This is a genomic window from Bradyrhizobium sp. 172, assembly GCF_023101065.1.
Classification (GTDB): Bacteria; Pseudomonadota; Alphaproteobacteria; order Rhizobiales; family Xanthobacteraceae; genus Bradyrhizobium; species Bradyrhizobium canariense_D.
Genome location: NZ_CP064701.1, coordinates 2895539 through 2915759 on the forward strand (window position 1 = coordinate 2895539; position 20221 = coordinate 2915759).

General features: G+C 63.7%; 22 protein-coding genes. 11 read left to right on the forward strand and 11 right to left on the reverse strand.

The features are described 5' to 3' along the window. Window positions 1–260: 260 nt before the first annotated feature. The 3 genes from IVB07_RS13690 to IVB07_RS13700 form a co-directional block, all read right to left on the reverse strand. Complete coding sequence (locus IVB07_RS13690; RefSeq protein ID WP_247361810.1) at window positions 261–1466, reverse strand: multidrug effflux MFS transporter; 1206 nt, start codon at window positions 1464–1466, stop codon at window positions 261–263. A gap of 198 nt (window positions 1467–1664) precedes the next feature. Next, a complete protein-coding gene (gene fliP, locus IVB07_RS13695; RefSeq protein WP_035994574.1) occupies window positions 1665–2426 on the reverse strand; it encodes a flagellar type III secretion system pore protein FliP in 762 nt (253 codons plus the stop codon). Next, the gene (locus IVB07_RS13700) at window positions 2423–3394 is read right to left on the reverse strand and encodes a flagellar biosynthetic protein FliO (RefSeq protein WP_247361813.1); all 972 of its coding nucleotides are present in this window, start codon (window positions 3392–3394) and stop codon (window positions 2423–2425) included. The genes fliP and IVB07_RS13700 overlap by 4 nt, the downstream gene beginning before the upstream one ends. Before the next feature lie 349 nt (window positions 3395–3743). Here IVB07_RS13700 and flgB point away from each other — a divergent pair, with 349 nt between their 5' ends. The 9 genes from flgB to atzF all read left to right on the forward strand — a co-directional run bounded on the left by flgB (window position 3744) and on the right by atzF (window position 12786). After that, window positions 3744–4148: a flagellar basal body rod protein FlgB gene (flgB, locus tag IVB07_RS13705; protein ID WP_247361815.1), complete on the forward strand. Its 405-nt coding sequence runs from the start codon at window positions 3744–3746 to the stop codon at window positions 4146–4148. 18 nt (window positions 4149–4166) lie between these two features. Beyond that, entirely contained in the window at window positions 4167–4592 is a 426-nt protein-coding gene (gene flgC / locus IVB07_RS13710) for a flagellar basal body rod protein FlgC (protein WP_247361817.1), read from the forward strand. Between the two features lie 16 nt (window positions 4593–4608). Continuing rightward, window positions 4609–4917, forward strand: a complete 309-nt coding sequence (fliE, locus tag IVB07_RS13715; protein WP_007612285.1) for a flagellar hook-basal body complex protein FliE — start codon at window positions 4609–4611, stop codon at window positions 4915–4917. Window positions 4918–5069: 152 nt separating this feature from the next. Continuing rightward, a complete protein-coding gene (gene fliQ, locus IVB07_RS13720; protein WP_007612284.1) occupies window positions 5070–5333 on the forward strand; it encodes a flagellar biosynthesis protein FliQ in 264 nt (87 codons plus the stop codon). A gap of 17 nt (window positions 5334–5350) precedes the next feature. Further along, window positions 5351–6121, forward strand: a complete 771-nt coding sequence (gene fliR / locus IVB07_RS13725) for a flagellar biosynthetic protein FliR (RefSeq protein ID WP_007612283.1) — start codon at window positions 5351–5353, stop codon at window positions 6119–6121. Window positions 6122–6132: 11 nt separating this feature from the next. After that, window positions 6133–7212, forward strand: a complete 1080-nt coding sequence (flhB, locus tag IVB07_RS13730) for a flagellar biosynthesis protein FlhB (RefSeq protein ID WP_018456412.1) — start codon at window positions 6133–6135, stop codon at window positions 7210–7212. 154 nt (window positions 7213–7366) lie between these two features. Further along, window positions 7367–9949: a PAS domain-containing protein gene (locus tag IVB07_RS13735; RefSeq protein WP_247361820.1), complete on the forward strand. Its 2583-nt coding sequence runs from the start codon at window positions 7367–7369 to the stop codon at window positions 9947–9949. A 291-nt stretch (window positions 9950–10240) separates the two neighbouring features. Beyond that, window positions 10241–11233: a Tim44-like domain-containing protein gene (locus IVB07_RS13740; RefSeq protein ID WP_085349406.1), complete on the forward strand. Its 993-nt coding sequence runs from the start codon at window positions 10241–10243 to the stop codon at window positions 11231–11233. Window positions 11234–11400: 167 nt separating this feature from the next. Then, window positions 11401–12786: an allophanate hydrolase gene (gene atzF, locus IVB07_RS13745; protein ID WP_247297214.1), complete on the forward strand. Its 1386-nt coding sequence runs from the start codon at window positions 11401–11403 to the stop codon at window positions 12784–12786. A 10-nt stretch (window positions 12787–12796) separates the two neighbouring features. Here atzF and IVB07_RS13750 read toward each other — a convergent pair whose 3' ends face one another. The 5 genes from IVB07_RS13750 to IVB07_RS13770 form a co-directional block, all read right to left on the reverse strand. Continuing rightward, on the reverse strand, window positions 12797–13063 hold the full coding sequence (locus IVB07_RS13750) for a helix-turn-helix domain-containing protein (RefSeq protein ID WP_247361823.1): 267 nt from the start codon (window positions 13061–13063) through the stop codon (window positions 12797–12799). Beyond that, window positions 13009–13521 carry a Crp/Fnr family transcriptional regulator gene (locus IVB07_RS13755; RefSeq protein ID WP_247361824.1) on the reverse strand — a complete coding sequence of 171 codons (513 nt, stop codon included), beginning with the start codon at window positions 13519–13521 and terminating at the stop codon, window positions 13009–13011. The genes IVB07_RS13750 and IVB07_RS13755 overlap by 55 nt, the downstream gene beginning before the upstream one ends. A gap of 86 nt (window positions 13522–13607) precedes the next feature. Continuing rightward, window positions 13608–14447, reverse strand: coding sequence for an ABC transporter ATP-binding protein (locus tag IVB07_RS13760; RefSeq protein ID WP_247361826.1), 840 nt, complete (start codon window positions 14445–14447; stop codon window positions 13608–13610). 20 nt (window positions 14448–14467) lie between these two features. Continuing rightward, a complete protein-coding gene (locus IVB07_RS13765; protein WP_247392652.1) occupies window positions 14468–15289 on the reverse strand; it encodes an ABC transporter permease in 822 nt (273 codons plus the stop codon). 14 nt (window positions 15290–15303) lie between these two features. Further along, entirely contained in the window at window positions 15304–16221 is a 918-nt protein-coding gene (locus IVB07_RS13770) for an NrtA/SsuA/CpmA family ABC transporter substrate-binding protein (protein WP_247297220.1), read from the reverse strand. Between the two features lie 461 nt (window positions 16222–16682). Here IVB07_RS13770 and IVB07_RS13775 point away from each other — a divergent pair, with 461 nt between their 5' ends. After that, the gene (locus IVB07_RS13775) at window positions 16683–17360 is read left to right on the forward strand and encodes a lectin (RefSeq protein ID WP_247297222.1); all 678 of its coding nucleotides are present in this window, start codon (window positions 16683–16685) and stop codon (window positions 17358–17360) included. A gap of 184 nt (window positions 17361–17544) precedes the next feature. After that, complete coding sequence (locus IVB07_RS13780; RefSeq protein WP_247297224.1) at window positions 17545–18252, forward strand: glutathione S-transferase; 708 nt, start codon at window positions 17545–17547, stop codon at window positions 18250–18252. Between the two features lie 78 nt (window positions 18253–18330). Here the strand turns inward: IVB07_RS13780 and IVB07_RS13785 are convergent, their stop codons facing one another. The 3 genes from IVB07_RS13785 to IVB07_RS13795 form a co-directional block, all read right to left on the reverse strand. Further along, window positions 18331–19005, reverse strand: a complete 675-nt coding sequence (locus IVB07_RS13785) for an isoprenylcysteine carboxylmethyltransferase family protein (protein WP_247767723.1) — start codon at window positions 19003–19005, stop codon at window positions 18331–18333. 116 nt (window positions 19006–19121) lie between these two features. Then, window positions 19122–19295, reverse strand: coding sequence for a hypothetical protein (locus IVB07_RS13790; RefSeq protein ID WP_247361833.1), 174 nt, complete (start codon window positions 19293–19295; stop codon window positions 19122–19124). Between the two features lie 284 nt (window positions 19296–19579). Continuing rightward, window positions 19580–20053 carry a hypothetical protein gene (locus tag IVB07_RS13795; RefSeq protein WP_026233168.1) on the reverse strand — a complete coding sequence of 158 codons (474 nt, stop codon included), beginning with the start codon at window positions 20051–20053 and terminating at the stop codon, window positions 19580–19582. Window positions 20054–20221 lie beyond the last annotated feature (168 nt).

Consider the following 20221-nt stretch of genomic DNA (forward strand, 5'->3'; position numbering starts at 1 on the left):
TGGCCTCGCGACAGGTACCCGTGAGCCAGCTCTCGAGTGACGGGCAGGGCCGAAGACTATCGCCCGCGTACTCATCAACCCGATCAGTCCGCGAGGACCTAGGCCTTGTCCATTCAGTCTTTGAGACCGGACATGGCCCGTTTGCCTTTGCTAGTCGGCTGAGGGCTCCAGGTCCCTTGTAAGAAACATATGCCCCCTGAACCGATCGTAGGGCGTGGAAACAGGGAAGCAGCTAAGGCCAGCAAGCGACGTTAACGGGCTTAATTGAGCTTTACCCGCACCTGATAAATTGCCGAGCCCAAGCTCGAGGCAAGCACTAGCACAAGACCAAGCCCGATCATGGGGTTCCTTGCGATCACCGCCGCAAGCGATACGCCCAGCGCCGCGGCCAACATCTGCCAGAAACCCAACAGGGCCGAGGCAGCACCGGCGCGATCGCCGAATGGCGAAAGAGCTTGCGCGCTGCAGAGCGGATTGACCATGCCCATGCCTAGCAGGAATACGCATGCGCCGACAAGAAATGGCAAAAAGCGCCCGTCGAAAAGCGCGAATAGCAACACCATGCCGCCACCGACACAGGCCAGCGCGAGGCCGATGCAAATCGATCGGTCGAGACCAAGGTGCGGAACAATTTTTGTAGCGATAATGCCAGCGCTAAAGACGATCATGACAGTGCCTGCGAAGAACAGGCCGAGTTGCATGGGTGTGAAGTCGAGGCCTTCTATCAAGACACGCGGCAACGCCGAAAACATTGCAAACAGCGCACCTAAGATGAGGCTAACAGTTGCGGCAGGAACCAGGAAACGGCGGTCAGTCGATAGCGACCAGTAATTCTTGGCGATCGTCGAGGAATTGAATTCGGCGCGTGGCGCGTGGTGCGTTTCTCCGAAAGCCGCAAGAAATGCTGAAGCGGCGACGACGGCGAAGATTCCGACGAACACAAATGCTGAACGCCAGCCAAAAAAATGATCCAGCGTGCCACCGACCAGGGGCGAGAATCCGGGCGCCGCGGCCATTGCAACCATAACAAAGGTGAGCACGCGCGCTAGCTTTTCGCCCTGAAAAAGATCTCTTGCGATAGCTCGCGAAAGGACAGACGTGGCACATGCGCCACCGGCCTGCACAACGCGGCCAATCAATAGTGCCGCCAAATCATTGGCTAACGCGCACCATATGCTACCTGCGAAAAATACAGCAAACCCGATCATCACGGGCACGCGCCGGCCGAAACGATCCGACAACGGACCGACAACAAGTTGTCCCACCGCGAACATGGCGAGGAATATGGTGATAGCTGACGTTACCTGAGCGCTGGAGACGCCTACCGCGACGGCGATACTCGGTAGCGAAGGCAACAGAATGTTGGTGGCCAACGTGCCACTCGCAGACAACGCAGCAAGAACGGCGACCTGAAGACCGAGCGGCACGACCCGAGCGAGCAGATGGTTTTCGACGTTGCTGGTCATAAGCCGCTTCGGATCTAGGGATGATGACCATCATATCAATGACCCATTGAATGCGCAACCTGAGCATATTCCGATATGTCACGAGCCGCCGAACGCGCTCACGGTGGCAGGATTCCCCCTTGCGCTGGCAAGCTCAAGAGCACGCCTACAAGCCTTGGGTCAGAGAGGATGGGGGCGGTGACCGCTCCCCCGCGCCCGCTATCCCCCGTAGCTCTGCACCAGGCTCCCCGCCACCAGCGACCAGCCGTCAACCAGCACGAAGAAGATCAGCTTGAACGGCAGCGAGATGGTTGCGGGCGGCAGCATCATCATGCCCATCGACATCAGCACGGAGGCGACGACGAGGTCGATGATCAGGAACGGAAGGAACAGCAGAAAACCGATTTCGAAGGCACGCTTCAGCTCCGAGATCATGAAGGCGGGGACGAGGATGCGTAAGCCGAGCTCGTCGGGAGTGGCGGGCGGCGGCTCGCCGGAGAGATCCAGGAACAGCTTGAGGTCCTTCTCGCGTACGTTCTTCTGCATGAAGCCGCGCAGGGGGACGGAGGCGCGTTGAAGCGCGTCCTCGACGCCGAGCTGATTGGCGACCAGCGGACGGATGCCTTCGTCGTAGGATTTTTGCAGGACGGGTCCCATCACGAAGAAGGTGAGGAACATCGCCAGCGCGATGATCACCGAGTTCGGCGGGGCGGTCGCGGTGCCCATCGCGGTGCGCAGCAGCGACAGCACGACCACGATGCGCGTGAACGACGTCATCATGATCAGGATCGACGGTGCGATCGACAGCACCGTCAGCAGCGCGATCAACTGGATCGCGCGCTCGGTGACGCCGCCACCGCCAGCGCCTCCGCCGCCGAGATTGATGCTGATGTCCTGCGCATGCGCCGGCATCGCGAGCGAAGCCGCGCCGATCAGGACAGAAAGAAGAAAAACTCTACGCGGGAGGGCCGGCAGCCTCACGAAGACGGCTTCGGACGGCCGAGCAACGAGGCCATCTCGTCTTCGAGATTTTCAAAGCTGGTCTTTTCCGGAGCCGGCTTTGCGGAAGGGGCCGGTGGTGCCGGCGGCTCGCTGCGGGCCACACGCGGAGGAGCGGCAGGGGGCTCCGGGGCGACCGGAGGGGCAAGCGTCTCGCCGGCGGGGCGGCGCAGCGCAGCTTCGAGCCGCTGCGCCATCTCGGCGAGATTCTGCTCGGCGCTCGATGGGGCCGCCGGAGCGGGCGCCGGCGGCGGAACGGGCGGAGCCTGCGGCACAGGCGGAGGTGGCGCGGCTGGGCGCTCGGCGCGCACCGGAGGCGCCTTAACCGGCTCGCTCTGGCGCGGCGGACGCGGCATCAGAGGGGGTTCGTTGCGCGCAACGCGCGGCGGAACAGGTTCGGGACGCAGCTCGCGCTCGGGGCGCGGCGCGATCGGCTCGGGGTTGAAGCCGGCCAGTGGCGGCTCGTTGCGGCGTTCGGCCAGCGCGGGAGCCGGCCGGCGCACTTCGTCGGCAAAGGAGGGGCGCGCGGGCCGCGGTGGCGGCTCGGGCATGTGCGGCTCGGGATGATCGAGCAGCTCGGGCCGCGGTGCTTCGTCGGCCCAGCTGCTGGTATCATGCATCGGCGCGAGACGCGGCGGCTCGGCGGCATTGGGACGCTGCGGGAGCTGGTCGCGGCCGGGGGCTGCGCGCACGATGTTGGGTTCGACGACGATGTCGGTGGGGCCGCCGATCATCAGAAGATGCTCGACATTGTCACGCCGGACCAGCACCAGGCGGCGGCGGCCGTCGACCGCGGCGGCATCGATCACGGCGAGCCGGGGCATCCGGCCGCGCTGGGTGTTGGCGCCGAGCCGGCTGGTGGCGAATCGGCGAACCAGCCATGCAGCGACGCCGATCAACGCCAGAACGACGATGAACGCGACGATGAAGGTGATAGGGCTGCCTTGCATACTTGTCCCCGACAAATGGCGCTTTTCTCGGGCCCGTGGTCAGATGCGCCAACCACCGGCTTACGTTGCCCCAAACTGCGATTTCTTAACGTGCCACGGCAAGTTTTGCCGTCCCCAACTCTTAATAACCCATGAATCGCTCGATCCAAAACGACTTCTTGGCCTGTGCACGCGCCGCCAAGCGGTTGGGTTAATGCCGCTTTTGGAGGCGTAGAATCACGGGGCGCGCGTATTCGTGTCCCGGCGGGGGACAACTGCCCGCGGCCCCTTAACCGGCTGTTAACCATACAGGCGGCAAATTCTGCCTAGCTTCGGACCTGGGTCCTGCGAGGCGGAAGGAGCCGCAACGATGTCCATCAACGATCTTCCGGTGCTATCGGCGCTTCGCACCAAGATGCAATGGCACCAGGAACGCCAGCGCGTCCTGTCCGAGAACGTCTCCAATTCCGACACGCCCAAATTCCGGCCGCGCGACCTGGTGGAGCCGAAACTGGACAAGGCCGGGGCCGTCACGGGTTCGATGGGGCCCTTGACGCTTACCCGCACCAGCGGTTCCCACATGGCGCCGTCAGGCGCGGCCTCCGGATTCGACCAAAACAAGAATGCGGGTTTTGAGACCCGCCCCGCGGGCAACGCCGTCAATCTCGAAGAGGAGATGATGAAGGCCGCCAGCAACCAGATGGATTATGCGGCGGCGACCTCGCTCTACTCGAAGAGCCTGCACCTGCTCAAGACCGCGATCGGCAAAGGCTAGAGCTAGAGGAAGCGCATCATGGCGAATGACAGCAGCGACTTTGCCCGTTCGATGGCTATCGCGACCTCCGGTCTGCGGGCGCAGGCCGGGCGCATGCGGGTGATTTCCGAGAACATCGCGAACGCGGATTCGACCTCGCAGACCGCCGGCGGCGATCCCTACCGGCGCAAGGTGCCGACCTTCTCCTCCGCGCTCGACCGTACACTCGACGCGCAGGTCGTCACCCTTGGCAGGATCAAGCCCGACCAGTCCAATTTCCGCACCAAATACGAGCCGAACAATCCGGCGGCGGATGCGACCGGCAACGTCAAATATCCCAACGTGAACTCGGTGGTCGAGATGACCGACATCCGCGACGCGCAGCGGTCGTACGAGGCCAATCTCAACATCATCAGCGCGACGCGCCGGATGATCCAGCGCACCCTCGACATCCTCAAGAGCTGAACAGGACATTTGAGCCATGGCAACACCGACAATTGCCGCCAACGCCTATGCAAACCTCGCTCGCGTGCTGGAGAACAGCGGCGCCGGCAAGGGCAGCGAGCCGAGCGGGCAGTCCTTCGCCTCTCTTCTGAAAGACACTGTCGGCAGCGTCCTGGAATCCGGCCGCAAATCCGATGCGCAGACGGTGGCGATGGCCGCCGGCAAGGCCAACGTGATGGACGTGGTGACGGCGGTCGCAGACACCGACGTCGCCGTGTCGACGCTGGTCTCGGTCCGCGACCGCGTGATCGCGGCCTATGAAGACATCATGAAGATGCCGATCTGATTTTATCCATCGTCATTGCGAGCGTAGCGAAGCAATCCAGAATCTTTCCGCGGTGGCAGTCTGGATTGCTTCGCTTCGCTCGCAATGACGAGGAGAGGTTCGTGTCGTCCTCATCAAGCGGTGGGGATGAGACTCGAATAGAGGACTGTGCAATGACCGGACCGGAAACCCTCGACGTCGCGCGTGATGCGATCTGGACCATCGTGATCGTGTCGTCGCCCCTGATGGTGGTTGGCCTCGTTGTCGGCGTCGTCGTGTCGCTGTTCCAGGCGCTGACGCAGATCCAGGAGCAGACGCTGATCTATGTGCCGAAGATCCTGGCCATCTTTGCCACGATGCTGTTGGCATTGCCGTTCATGGCCGACGCACTGCATTCCCACATGCTGCGGATATCGTCGCGAATCATCGGCGGCTGAGGCACTATGCGCCCATCATGCGCATCGACGTCTCGCTGCTGCCGGCGCTTGCCGCCTCCTTCATGCTCGCCTTTGCCCGGGTCGGCGCGATGGTGATGCTGTTGCCGGGGCTGGGCGAGACCAATATCCCGACACGGATCAAACTGTCGATCGCGCTGCTGCTCACGCTGATCATCCTGCCGCTGCATCGCAACGCCTATCAGGTCGATATGGGCTCGATCGCGCCGCTGCTGGTCCTGATGCTGCATGAGATCGTGATCGGCATCGTACTGGGGGCGACCGCGCGGGTGACGTTGTCGGCGCTGCAGGTCGCCGGTGCCGTGATCGCACAGCAGATGGGGCTCGGCTTCGTCACCTCGGTCGATCCGACGCAGGGACAGCAGGGCGTGCTGGTCGGCAACTTTCTGACGATACTGGGGGTGACGCTGCTGTTCGCCACCGATAGCCATCATCTGGTCATCGCGGCACTGAACGACAGCTACACGATCTTCGCGCCGGGCGAGACCGTGTCGAGCGGCGATGTCGCCGCACTGGCGACGCGCGCCTTTGCCGCCGCGTTCCGCCTGGGCTTGCAACTTTCCGGACCGTTCCTGGTGTTCGGCCTCGTCTTCAACATCGGACTCGGCGTGCTGGCGCGGCTGATGCCGCAGATGCAGGTCTATTTCGTCGGCGTGCCGCTGTCGATCTTCGCCGGCTTCCTGGTGCTTGCCGTCGTGCTCACGGCGATGATGGGCACCTTTCTCGACTACTTCATCGGTGTCATGCACCAGATGATGCCACTCAAGTGACCGGGTGATCGATGGCGGAAGACAACGATCCAGAGAGTCAAACAGAAGACCCGACGCAAAAACGTCTCGAAGAGGCGCTCGAACGCGGTGACGTCGCCAAGAGCCAGGAGATCAACACCTGGTTCATGATCGCGGGCGCCACGCTCGTCGTCTCGAGCTTCTCGGGATCGGTCGGCAGCGGGCTGTTGGCGCCGATGCGCAACCTGCTCGCCAATTCCTGGATGATCAAGACCGACGGCAGGGCTCTGCTCGCCCTGATGCAGCAGATCGAAGTCGCGGTGCTGGCGGCGGTGGGCGTGCCGCTACTGATGCTGGTGCTGGCGGCAATTGCCGGCAACGTGCTGCAGCACCGACTGGTCTGGTCGGCCGAATCCCTCAAGCCCAAGTTCAGCAAGCTGTCGCCTGCCGAAGGCCTCAAGCGCATCTTCGGCAAGCAAGCGGCGGCGAACTTCCTCAAGGGTCTCGGCAAGCTGATCGTGCTCGGCGCGGTCATGACCGTGATCCTGTGGCCGGAGCGGCATCGCATGGAGGCGATGGTCAGGCTCGATCCGGCTGCCCTGCTCGGCGCCTCCACCAGCCTGACCATTCATCTGCTCGGCGCGGTGGTCGCGGCGCTCGCGATCATCGCCATCGGCGACTATTTCTTCCAGTATCGCAGCTGGTTCCAGCGGCAGAAGATGTCGCTCCAGGAGATCAAGGAAGAGTACAAGCAGTCTGAAGGCGACCCGCACATCAAGGGCAAGCTCAGGCAGCTGCGTCAGCAGCGCTCCAAGAAGCGCATGATGGCGGCGGTTCCCAAGGCCTCCGTGATCATCACCAACCCGACCCACTATTCGATCGCGCTGTCCTACGAGCGGGGCATGTCGGCGCCGATCTGCGTCGCCAAGGGCGTCGACAACCTCGCTTTCAAGATCCGGGAGATCGCGCGCGAGCACGACATCCCGATCGTCGAGAACGTTCCGCTCGCCCGCGCGCTCTACGCCACCGTCGAGATCGACGAGGAAATCCCGACCGAGCATTACCATGCGGTCGCCGAAGTCATCGGCTACGTCATGCGTCTGAAGAGCGGATTCGGTGCCAGCCGGCAATAAAACCCCTGAAAAGTACTGGAAATGGCCGTAATCTGGGAATCAGCGTACCTTTCGCCCATGCTGCCCTTGCGCCTGCGGGTCCGATTCAGGCAGGGAGGACCCTGCGCGCCCTGTAGCGCGTTGATTCTCTGCCGACAGGCTGTGCCAGCTTGAGATGACTGCCGAGACCGACCACGACCTCACACGCGAGCCCGTTGCGGCGCACGAGCCGTTGCCGCGCTCGGGCAGCATTGCGCTGGTGCTGCTGGTGGCCGCCGGCCTCGTCGCCGTTGCCGTCGGGTTGATGACGCTCGGGCGCGCGCAGGCCCAGCCCTATATCCTCGGTATCCTCGCCGTGCTGGCGATGGTCGGCCTGTTCAACCTGTTCGCCTTCGCCGCCGGCATCATCCGCTTCGCCGATCGCAATCTCGACGATCCCGTGATGGGGCGCATCGCCGACCACGCCTTCGACGGCCTCGCCGTGACCGACCCGCGCGGCCATGTGGTCTATTCCAATGCGGCCTACCTGACGCTGACCGGCGCCGCCGGTCCGCAGGACGTGCGCCCCGTGGAGCGCGTCTTCATCGGCAACCCCGACGTCTCCGAGGCGGTGTTCCGCCTGTTGAAAGCCGCGCGCGAAGGCAAGCGGCAGCAGGAAGAGGTCCGCATCTCCGGCAATGATGGCAGCCAGGGCCGCTGGCTCCGCATGCGGGTGCGGCCCCTCGGCACCGGCAAGCGCGAGACGAGATACGCGGTGTGGTCGATCGCAGACATCACCCGCGACCGCGAGCGCCAGGAGGACGTGTTCCAGGAACTCCAGCACGCGATCGAATATCTCGATCACGCGCCTTGCGGTTTCTTCTCGGTCAATCCGGCCGGCGAGCTCGCTTATGTCAATGCGACGCTGGCGAACTGGCTCGACTACGACCTCGCCGAGATCGGCTCGGGCGGGCTGAAGCTCACCGACATCGTCTCCGGCGACGGTGCTTCGCTGCTCACCGCGATCGTGGCGGTGCCGGGCGAGGTCAAGACGGAAGTCTTCGACATCGACCTGCGCATGCGTACCGGCAAGACCATGCCGGTTCGGCTCTATCACAAGCTCGCCTTCGGCGCCGACGGTGCGCCGGGCCCGTCGCGCACGCTGGTGATCAGCCGTGCCCGCGACGAGCGCAGCGATCCGGATCGCGCCGCCGAAGTGCGCTTCATGCGCTTCTTCGACCATACCCCGATGGCGATCGCGACGGTAGACCGTGGCGGCAATGTCGTGCGCGCCAATGCGCGCTACGCCAAGCTCGGGCAGGCACTGGGGCTCGACAGCGCCAGCAAGTCGATCTTCCGCGCGGTCAATTCGCGCGACCGGCACCTTTTGATCGCGGCCATCAACCAGGCTGCGGAGGGCCAGGCCGACGTCGCGCCGGTCGAAGTGGCGCTCGAAGGAACCAGAGAGCGCTGGGGCCAGTTCTTCGTCACGCCGGTGGATGCGGCCGAGAACGACGCCGAAGTCGCCATTGTGCACATGCTCGAGACCACCGAGCGGCGCGCGCTGGAGAACCAGATCAACCAGTCGCAGAAGATGGAGACCGTCGGCCAGCTCGCGGGCGGCATCGCCCACGACTTCAACAACGTGCTCTCCGCCATCATGATGGCGAACGACTTCCTGCTGAACGCGCACAAGCCGACCGACCCGTCGTTCCAGGACATCATGCAGATCAAGCAGAACGCGACGCGGGCCGCCACGCTGGTGCGGCAGTTGCTGGCGTTCTCGCGCCGGCAGACGCTGCGGCCGCAGGTGCTCGACCTCGGCGATGCGCTCTCCGATCTCGCCATGCTGCTGCGCCGGCTGATCGGCGAGAAGGTCAAGCACGAGACCATCCACGGCCGAGATCTCTGGCCGGTCAAGGTCGACGTTTCCCAGTTCGAGCAGGTCATCGTCAACCTCGCGGTCAACGCGCGCGACGCCATGCCCGACGGCGGCAAGCTGATCATCCGCACCGCAAACGTCACCACCGAGGAAGCGGCCAGGCTGGCCTACAAGGGCATGCCAGCCGCCGACTATGTGCGGATCGAGGTCGCCGACACCGGTACCGGCATTCCCGCCGACATCCGCGACAAGATCTTCGAGCCGTTCTTCTCGACCAAGGAGGTCGGCAAGGGCACCGGCCTCGGGCTCTCCACCGTCTATGGCATCGTCAAGCAGACCGGCGGTTTCATTTACGTGGACTCCGAGCCCGGGCAGGGCACCTCGTTCCACATCTTCCTGCCGCGCCATCATGCCGAGCCGGAGGTGCAGGTCGAGCAGCCGGCGCCGGTCGTTGGCGCCAGCAATGGTGCCGCGAAGGAGGCCGGGTCCGTGGCGGACGCCAAGCCCCGCACCGATCTCACCGGACAGGGCACCATCCTCCTGGTCGAGGACGAGGAGGGTCTGCGCGCGCTCAACGCACGCGGGCTGCGCTCGCGCGGCTACACCGTGGTCGAGGCCGAGAACGGCGTCGAGGCGCTGGAGGTGCTGGAAGAGCAGAGCGGCGGAATCGATCTCGTCGTGTCCGACGTCGTCATGCCGGAGATGGACGGCCCGACATTGCTCAAGGCGATGCGCGAGAAGAACCCCGACATCAAGTTCATCTTCGTTTCCGGCTACGCCGAGGACGCGTTCGAGAAGAGCCTGCCCGAAGGCCAGCAGTTCGACTTCCTGCCCAAGCCGTTCACACTTAGCCAGCTCGTGGCGGCCGTGAAGGAGACGATGGCGAAGGCGGGGTGAGGGCGCGGGCTCCACATTCTCCGTCATTGCGAGGAGCGAAGCGACGAAGCAATCCAGTTGCCTCCGCGGAAACAGCCTGGATTGCTTCGCTTCGCTCGCAATGACGGAAAAAAGCTGAACTGCTGTCGCCAAACCGACCGGTAGCCGGCGACCGCGGCTCCTTTGCACACCCGGCCAAGCCGCCGCCAAATATGGGCTTTTGCCACATCCCCGCGACTGAGGGCCGCAGCCATAAGTTCCGATAGTGGCTTCCTTTTTACGGAAGGCTGCCCATCTTAGGGGCACATCCCCATGCCGGGGATCTGGGAAACCAACATGAATTTCTCGCAACGCTCCCGCAGTCTCTTCAAGACGATTGCCGTCGTGCTGGCGCTTGCGCTGCCGACTGCGCTGGCGATCTCGTCCGCCGACGCGCGCGTCGGTGGCGGTATGTCGTCGGGTTCGCGCGGTTCGCGCACCTATTCGGCCCCGCCATCGACCACGACCGCGCCGGGCTCGACCTCGCAGTTCAATCGGACCTACACCCAGCCGGGCGCAGGCATGAATTCGGCTGCCGCCGCACCCGCGCGTGGCGGTCTGTTCGGCCGGGCCGGCGGCTTCATGGGCGGCCTTGCGGCCGGGTTCCTCGGCGCGGGCCTGCTCGGCATGCTGTTCGGCGGTGGCCTGTTCGGCGGCCTCGGTGGCCTGTCGTCGATCATCGGCCTGATCATCCAGATCGTCCTCGTGGTGCTCGTGGTTCGGCTGGCGATGTCCTGGTGGCAGCGCCGCCACACCCCGCAGGCGGCCTATGCCAATGCTGACGCCGGTGCCGGTCCGGGACCGCAGGCGAACAATCGTAGTGGTCTTGGCGGTGGCTTCGGCTTCGGCGCCAACAACGCACCGCTCGAGATCAAGCCGGACGACTATGAAGCGTTCGAGCGCCTGCTCAGCGACGTCCAGTCGGCCTGGTCCAACGAGGACGTGGCCAAGCTGCACACGCTCGCGACGCCGGAAATGGTCTCCTATTTCGAGCAGGACCTCGGCCAGAACCGCGCGCGCAATGTCGTCAACAAGGTCAGCGGTGTGAAGCTGTTGCAGGGCGACCTCGCGGAATCCTGGCGCGAAGGCGAGACCGATTACGCGACGGTGGCGCTGCGCTTCGCGCTCACCGACAAGACGCTCGACCGCAATACCGGCGCGATTGTCGCCGGCAGCGAGCAGCCGGGCGAGGCCACCGAAGTCTGGACCTTTGCCCGACGTCCGGGCGGCACCTGGGAACTGTCGGCGATCCAGCAGACCAACTGATCGCCCGTATAGCGACAAACGAGGGCGTCGTGCTTCGGCACGGCGTCCTTTTTGTTTGAGCGGTGCGTTTCCGGTCAGGCGGCCATTTGGGCGAAGCACTTAATTGCTTGTTGGCCGCGCAGAGCTGCCGCAATTTCGCGCCTGCCGGTTGGATGAGGAGATATTCCGTGAGCCAGTGTGTCGCGCGCCTCAGGACAAACTACGAAGGCATTGCCAGGAGTTCGTCCCTGCTGCTGGAGGCGATCGGAACGGCGTATGACCGGATCGAGGCCGAGCGCGACCGCAATTGCTGGATCTATCTTCGCCCGCGGCAGGAGGCACTCGAAGAATGCCATAAGCTGGTGGCGCGCGCGCGGACGGGCGAAAATCTTCCGCTGCTCGGCATTCCATTTGGTGTGAAGGACAACATCGACGTCGCGGGAATGCCGACCACTGCCGCATGTCCGGCGTTCAGCTATACGCCCTGGCATTCCGCGCATAGCGTCGAACGCCTCACCGCAGCCGGCGCAATTTGCCTCGGAAAGACCAATCTCGATCAGTTCGCCACAGGCCTGTCCGGCGTGCGCTCGCCCCATGGCCCCTGCGCGTCGGTTGCCGATGCGCGCTATGTTGCGGGCGGTTCCAGTTCCGGCTCCGCGGTCGCCGTGGCGGCGGGGCACGTCGCCTTTGCGCTCGGCACCGATACCGGCGGCTCGGGGCGCATACCTGCCGGGTTCAACAACATCGTCGGAATCAAGCCCACCGTTGGGCTGGTGTCATCACGTGGCCTGGTGCCGAATTGTCCGACGATCGATTGCGTGTCGGTATTCTGCAATACCGTCAGCGACGGCGAAGCAATCCTCGACATCATCGAAGGGTTTGATTTCGAAGATCCGTACAGCCGCCTGCCCAGAACCTTTTTCCCCGCCAACGGGGCGGCGGCATCATTCCGGTTCGGCCGCGTTGCGCCAGCAGATCTCGAATGCTTCGGCATGTCGGAATGCGGCGAACTCTACGAGAGTGCCTGCGAACGTCTTGCTCATATCGGAGGAACGGCGATCGAGGTGGACTTCGCCCCATTCCGCCAGGCCGGGGAGTTGATGTTCAGCGGTCCCTGGGTCGCGGAGCGGCACTCGGCCATCGCTTCGCTCATCGACGTCGAATCCGGCGCCTTGCTTGATGTCACGAGGACCGTGCTGGGCTCAGCCGCCGGGTATTCGGCGATCGACACGTTTGGCGCCATTCACCGGCTGCACCGGCTTCGCCGCGACGCCGAAGCAATCTTTGCCGGCATCGATGCCCTGGTGGTTCCGACTGCACCGCGGCCGTTCACACTGGAGGAGATGCATCGTGATCCGATCACCCTCAACAATCGTCTGGGCTACTACTCGTACTTTGCCAATCTGCTCGATCTCTGCGGCGTCGCCGTTCCGAATACGAAATTGCCGAACGGCATGCCCATGGGCGTGACCCTGCTGGCGCCGGCCTGGCACGATCGCGCGCTGATCGGACTCGCACGGCGGTTCGAGGCCGGCGCAGACGGATCGGCATTCGAATTGAAGTCTGCCGGCTAACGGGCGGACATTATCCCATCGCCTGCCCGAGTGTAGAAACATCCAGGATCGAAATCACGGATCTTTCGTATCTGATCACGCCTTCGTCCTGGAGCCGCGCGAGTTGCACGGTCACCCATTGGCGGGTGGATCCGATCAGATTGGCAAGGTCGCCGTGCGTAAACGGCATGCCGACGACGATCTCGCCGTCGCGTTTCACGCCGTAGACGTGCGACAGGAAGATCAGCAGGCTGTGCAGCCGCTCGGTGACCGAGCGCGTCCCAAGCATCTGGGCCATTGCCGAATAGCATCCGCCTTGAATGCGAGGGCATCCAGCAAGGCGACGGCGATTGCCGGCGATTCGAGCGCAAGCCGCCGCAATGCCAGTCCGGGCATGAACGTCAACCGGCTGCGCTCGGCCGCAACCGATGTCCACATGTGCGGGCCCGTCCCGAATATGTCGGGCCCGCCGACGAAGTTGCCGGGAAACCAATAGGCGAGCGTGACTTCGCGCCCCGACGGTGCCGCATAGTAGCTGCGTATGCGCCCCTCGCTGATCAGGTAGATTCCGGCCTGTGCGTCGCCCTGAGACCAAACCAGTTGGCCGGCTTCCAGGATCTTTTCGCGTCCGATCGCACGCAAGCGATTGCAATCAGCCCGGTTGAGACCATCCAGCAGGCCGGGCAGCGGTCTGACGAGATCGTCCGACTCCGCGAGCATCACACCTGCCGCTATCGCGCTGTTCGCCCTGTGCATGGCCGGCTCCGCATGTGAGACCCGGCATCGGCTATTCAAGAACCATGCCAGCCCGCTGCGTTCGCCTCAGACGCGCGGGCTCCGCGTCAGTCCGCGTCCGACTGATTGAACGCCCGCAACCCTTCTGCGCGGATGACGTCGAGACAATCCTTCTTGAGCGAAAGATATGCTGGCTCGACCATGACAGAACTCGACCGTGGGCGCGGCAGCTTGACCGCGACTTCGCGCAGGATGCGGCCGGGTCCCGCGCTCATGATGAGAACGCGGTCGGCCAGCACGATGGCTTCATCGATGTCATGCGTCACGAACACGATCGTCGCCTTGATCCGGTCGCGCAGCGCCAGCAGATTGTCCTGCATCACCGCGCGGGTCTGCGCGTCGAGCGCCCCGAAGGGCTCGTCCATCAGCAGCACACGGGGCTGATTGGCCAGCGCTCGCGCGATCGCCACGCGCTGTTGCATGCCGCCGGACAGCGTGTTCGGATAAGCGTCGGCGAAACGCTTGAGGCCGACCATCGCGATCAGATCGTCGGCGATGGCATACGCTTCCGTCGTGGACTTGCCGAGCATCCTGGGACCGTGGGCGATGTTGCTGCGGACGGACCTCCAGGGGAAGAGATGCGGCTGCTGGAACACCATGCCGACATCGGGACGCGGACTGTAGACGGGCGCGCCCTCGACCAGGATCTCGCCTTCGAACGGCACTTCCAGCCCGGCGATCGTATTGAGCACCGTCGACTTGCCGCAGCCGGAGGGACCGGCGATGCAGACGAACTCGCCAGGCGCCACGTCAAACGAAACGCGATCGACCGCGATGATTTGCCCGCGCTTGGTGTCGAAAACGATGCTCAGGTTCGAGACTTGAATGGCCGGTTGTTTTCGCGCCGATTCGACGGAGGCAGGCGAACTTGCCAGTGCCAGTTTCATGCCCGATCGAGATCCCGACATCAGCGCCACCAGACGATACGTTCGGCAAGAGCCGCAAACAGCCGGTCGGCGATGAACGACATCAACCCGAGCGCTGCGAGCCCGCCCATGACCTGGCCCGTTTGCAAATTCTGCTGCGCAATCTCGATCCTGTACACAATGCCGGCGAAAGCGCCGGCCAGTTCAGCCGCGACGAGCGTGTAGAAGGAGATGCTGACGGCGGTGCGCAACCCGACGACAATGTAGGGAAGCGCGCCCAGCAGCACGATCTCCTGCAGCATCTGCCGTCGGGGCGTGCCGAGCATCAATGCCGCCCGGATCAGGCCACGGTCGACCTTCTGCACGCCGATGTGAGTCGAAAGCCATACCGTGAAGAATACGCCCCATACGACGAGGAACAATTTTCCCGCCTCCGACAGGCCGAACCAGAGGATGACGATCGGCACGAACGCAATCGGCGGAATTGGCCGCAAGATATGGAATAGCGGGGACAGCAAGCTCGAGATAACGGGGAATTGGCCGGTGAGAACACCGAGCAGGATGCCGAGCGTGCCGCCTATGATGAATCCCGTGGTGACGCGAAAGAGGCTGGCCAACAGATCGCTAAAGAACTGTCCGCTTCGTATCCACTCAAGCACGGCCGCAGCAACCACCGTCGGCGGTGGAAACAGCACCATGTTGACGGTCCCGGAACGGGAGACCAGTTCCCAGAGCCCAACGAACAAGGGAAGCGAAAGCGCCCCGACCAGAATATTGAGGCGGCGAAGCCGAACTGAATTCGGCCGAGCGCGACCGCCAGTGCGGATGGCAATATCGCGTCCTGCTGAAATGGCTTCCTGCATGGCCGCGCGGGTGCCTATTTCCACGACAGGGTGACGCGTGCGGGATCGACCTTTTTCAGTGGCTCGGTGACGACGACCTTGCTGAAGTCGGGCATCGCCGCTCCCGGAGGATGGTTGCCGCTCTCGAGGCGCCATGCGGAATGGGTCTTCAGAATCTCGATCAGCCGGTCGTCGAGACGCACCCGGTAAACATAGTCGGCCCAGATGGGGGCGAGTTCGTCCCGCTTCATTCCAACTGCGTCCGCGACTGTCGTGATTGCTTCATCCGGCTGTGCCTTCATCCAGATCTCGGCATCGATCAGTGCGGCGATGAATTTCTCGACCAGCACCGGGTTGGCGTCCAGGTAGGGCTTCATGACGACGATATTGAACGTCTCGGAGTAGGTGCCCTTTGTATCTACCTCAGTGACGGCTTCGCCCAGGGCTTTCTTCGCGTTGGCGACGTGGGGCTCCCAGGTGTCGATCGCGTCGATGCTTCCGGCTGCAAGTGCCGGCAGCATCTCCTGCGGCCGCAGATTGACGAGGGTGACATCCTTGGGCGTCAATCCCGCCGACTTCAGCAAGGTCGCCGTGTAAACCTCGCTACCGGTGCCGGCAGTGAAGGCGATTCGCTTGCCGCGAAGATCTGCCTTGGTCTTGACGCCGGCCTTGGCCGCGACGAGCGTCTTGAGATCGGAGTATTCCATCCCGGCGACGAAGGCGATGGGCTGGTTTGCCATCGTCGATGCGGTGACCGGCGCCTCCGCCGTGGTCGCGATGTCGGCACCGCCCCCGATCACGGTGTCCAGGCACTGCTTGCCGGACGTGAAGTTCGAAACCGTGATGTCAAGTCCGTGCTTTTCGAAGATTCCCTTCGACTTGGCGACGATCGCAAGGCCGGAGATCGGTGCGAGATTTTGCGCCAGCCGGGCTTTGAGCAGTTCCGCGGCCAAGGCGCAGTTCGGACCCAGGGCAAGACCGACGGCAAGGCAGCAAAGGGTGGCGCGGCCGGCAATTGTCGTGATTGGGCGGATTGTGGTCCGGTGCATGAACGATCTCCCCTTGCGCCGCGCGCTACGCAGCCCCGATGTGATCGCGGATACCGCCCTGAACGGTCCCGCCACAGTCCCCCGCGTCCTCCCCTGGACGATCACTTGAGGATCGGCCCATTTTGTATGCTCGCCCGGCACCATTGTCCCGGGAAGCAATTAATCGACATGGCAGTCGGGAAGCGGCTGGGAATCGTCGGCGATCCCGTCGACCAACTGATCGCAGACGACATGAAAAAACCAGGGCATCGTGCTTCTTGCACGGGGCCTTTTTCTTTTGGGCGTCTCGCATCGCGGCATCGGAATAAGCGGGCCTGCGTCGGGTTGAAATCTGGCGGCCAACGACAACACAAATGGAGGACAGGATGATCCGCATTGAGAGAACCATGACGATTTCAGGCCTCGCGCTCGCTGCGGCCTTGCTTGCGGCGCCATCGGCGCAGGCGCAGTCGGCCAACATGACGTTCTTCGTGACTTCCAACGGTCCTGGCAAAGGCGCCGATCTCGGCGGTCTGGAGGGGGCCGATGCGCAGTGCCAGAAGCTGGCCCAGGCCGGCGGCGCCGGCAGTAAGACCTGGCGCGCCTATCTCTCCACGCAGGCCGCCGACGGCAAGCCGGCCGTCAACGCGCGCGACCGCATCGGCAAGGGACCGTGGCAGAACGCCAAGGGCGTGGAAATCGCCAAGGACGTGGCCGATTTGCACAGCGCCAACAAGATCAGCAAGGAGACAGCGCTGACCGAGAAGGGCGAGATTGTAAACGGCTATGGCGACCAGCCTAACCGGCACGACATTCTCACGGGATCGCAGTCCGACGGCACCGCGTTTGCGGGTCCCGACGACCGCACCTGCAAAAACTGGACGTCGAGTACGCAAGGCGCGGCGATGCTCGGCCACTCCGACATCAACGGCCCTGCGACCAACCCGACGGTCAAATCCTGGAACACCGCACACCCCTCGCGCGGACCCGATGGCGGCTGCTCGCAGGCCGATCTGAAGAGCACCGGCGGCGGCGGCTTGCTCTATTGCTTCGCATCGAATTGAGGCTTCCGTCATTGCGAGGAGCGCAGCGACGAAGCAATCCAGAGTCCCTCCAGGGTGACAGTCTGGATTGCTTCGCTGCGCTCGCAATGACGGAGCGTGTGGTGCCGCCCTTCAGCCCCATCCTGACGGAACCTTGTCGCGCGTGATAGATTGGTCCTGTCGCTTCCACGCTCACGGACCCTCCATGAAATACGAGCTCTATTATTGGCCCGAGATCCAGGGCCGCGGTGAATATGTGCGGCTGGCGCTGGAGGAGGCGGGCGCGGCATACGTCGACGTGGCGCGTGGCCCACGCGGCACAGCCGCGATGATGAAGATGATGGACGCGCACAGGGGCACGCCGCCCTTTGCGCCGCCGTTCCTCAAAGCCGGCAAGCTCGTCATCGGCCAGACCGCGAACATCCTGCTCTATCTCGGCGCCCGCCACGCCCTCGCCCCGAAGTCGGAGGCGGGTCAACTCTGGGTGCATCAGCTCCAGCTGACGATCACCGATTTCGTGGTCGAGATTCACGACACCCATCACCCGCTCGGGCCCTCGCTCTACTACGAAGATCAGAAACCGCCGGCAAAGAAGCGCACCGCCGACTTCTGGGGCGAGCGCGTGCCGAAATATCTCGGCTATTTCGAAGAGCTTCTCGCGGACAATGGCGGCGCCTATGTCACCGGCCGCAAGCTGACCTATGTCGATCTCTCGCTGTTCCAGCTCGTCGCGGGACTACGCTATGCGTTTCCGAAGCGGATGAAGGCGTTCGAGACAGATATCCCAGGCCTCGTCGGCCTGCACGACCGCGTGTCGGCGCGCCCGAACATCAAGGCTTATCTCGAAAGCGAGCGCCGTATTCCCTTCAACGAGCAGGGCATCTTCCGCCGCTACCGCGAGTTGGATGGCTAGAGCGCCTGCGAACGCTTCGGGCGACGTCAGTCGATCGGAGGAAACGCTTTTCCGCAATTTGCAGACTGATGCGTGCGCTCACCACACGCCAGGCAGCAGGCGATAGCGCACGCGCGTCACATAGTCGGCATAGCCCGGCAGGCCCTCGCGCAGCGTACGCTCCTCGATGCGAATGCGGCCCGCAAACAAGACGAGGAATAGCGGCACCATCATAAGTCCCCACCATGAGCCCAGAAGCAACGGCACGCCGGCGAAGAACAGGATCATGCTGCTGTACATGGGATGACGTACATGGGCATAAGGCCCCGTCGAGATCACGCGCTGCGCGCGCTCGGCTTGCAGCTTCACCACGGGCGCCGCGAACGAGTTCTCGCGGAAAACGCAGAGGATGAACAGCGTCGAAAGCAGGAACAGGGCGAGGCCGAGCATCTGCAGCGCCCTCGGCATGTCGGAGGACAGCGTACGCCGGTCGAGCCCCATCGCCGCCAGCCAGACCAGCATCGCGACGACGAAGACGGTCATGAACACCTTGTCGGCAGCGGGCTGGTCTTTTTGCAGGACCGGCCGCAGGCGTTCGGCGAGCAGTGCGGGGTCGACCTGGTAAAGCCACCAGCCGCCGAGCGGGCCGAGCAGGGCGGAGGTCGCGAGGAACACCCAGGCCAAAGGCCAATGCAGGGTCCCGGCGGACGCGAACAGCAGCGCGCCCATGGCGGCGGTGGTGATCGTGCTCTGCAACAGGAGTCTTGCGATCATGCGCAGGTCTCAGGGTAGCCGCGCATGATATTGGTGCAGCTATCCGGCGAAGATGCGGCCGGACACGCGAAAAGCCCGATCGACCGGATCGGGCATTTCATCTTCGACGCGGCTGATCAGGCGAGCTGATCGATCCGCGTGCCCTGACCCGGCGGCAGCGGCGCGGGCGGCGGCGGCTTATAGGTCGGGTCGTTCTCCTTGGTCTTGATCTGATCGTCCTGCTGCTTGGTCGTGTCGTAGCTCGGCACCACGATCGCGATCGGCGGCGGCGAAACGGTAGAAACGCTCATCCACAAATCCTCACACATGGAAACAATTGACCCTGCGCCGCGAGGAGCGAAATTTCATTCAAGCCAATCGTTAAAATGCGAGGGATGCGGTGCGGTGGAGGAGGCCGCTTTCGTGTCGCCACAAGCGCTGTTTCCGCGAGAGGACAGACCTCTCCTCGTCATTGCGAGCGCAGCGAAGCAATCCAGTCTGTCTCCGCGGAGGGATTCTGGATTGCTTCGCTACGCTCGCAATGACGGTCCGTAGTGGGCGGTGTGCTGTCAGGCGCACACCGCGCGGGGACCGCCTATTCGTCCTTGCCGCGCGTGATCGCGATGGACGCATCCGTCTTGGTGCGGGCGCATTCCATGTTGAGACGCCGGTAACGCATGCTGATCTTGTCGCCGCGCAAGAGCCCCATCCGCTTCAGGCAGCGTGTCGCGCCCGTCGTCGTATCGTCCTTGGTCACGGTGAAGACGATCGCCGCCATCGACCCCACCAGCGCAAAGAACTCAGGCTTGGGCTTGCGATCGCCCTTTGCATAGAGCTCGATCGAATATTTGTCGCCACGGCAGGCCACGGACAATTCCTTGGCCGCCGGATGAGTCAGGTAGACGACGTTGGCGGCGCGGAAATTCACCTTGAGGCGATCGACCTGGTTCGCCAGCTCCTTGGCGCTGTCATCGCAGCGGTCCGCGCGGGCGGGCGAGGCGATGGTCACAAGGCCGGTGATGGCGGCGGCGACCAGGATCGCGCCGCGGACGTGCAAGTTCAATGTCATGATGAAAAGCCCCTTAGCGGGCGCATTCAACCGTCGTCGGGCGCGTAGCGCAAGGGGTGCACCCAGGGTCTTCACCGGCATCATGAGAGCTTGGTGTCCGCCGACAGCCGCCGAAAATAGGTCGCCGTGTCGCCGAATCGGGATGCCCCGACCGCACCAGAGCGCCTT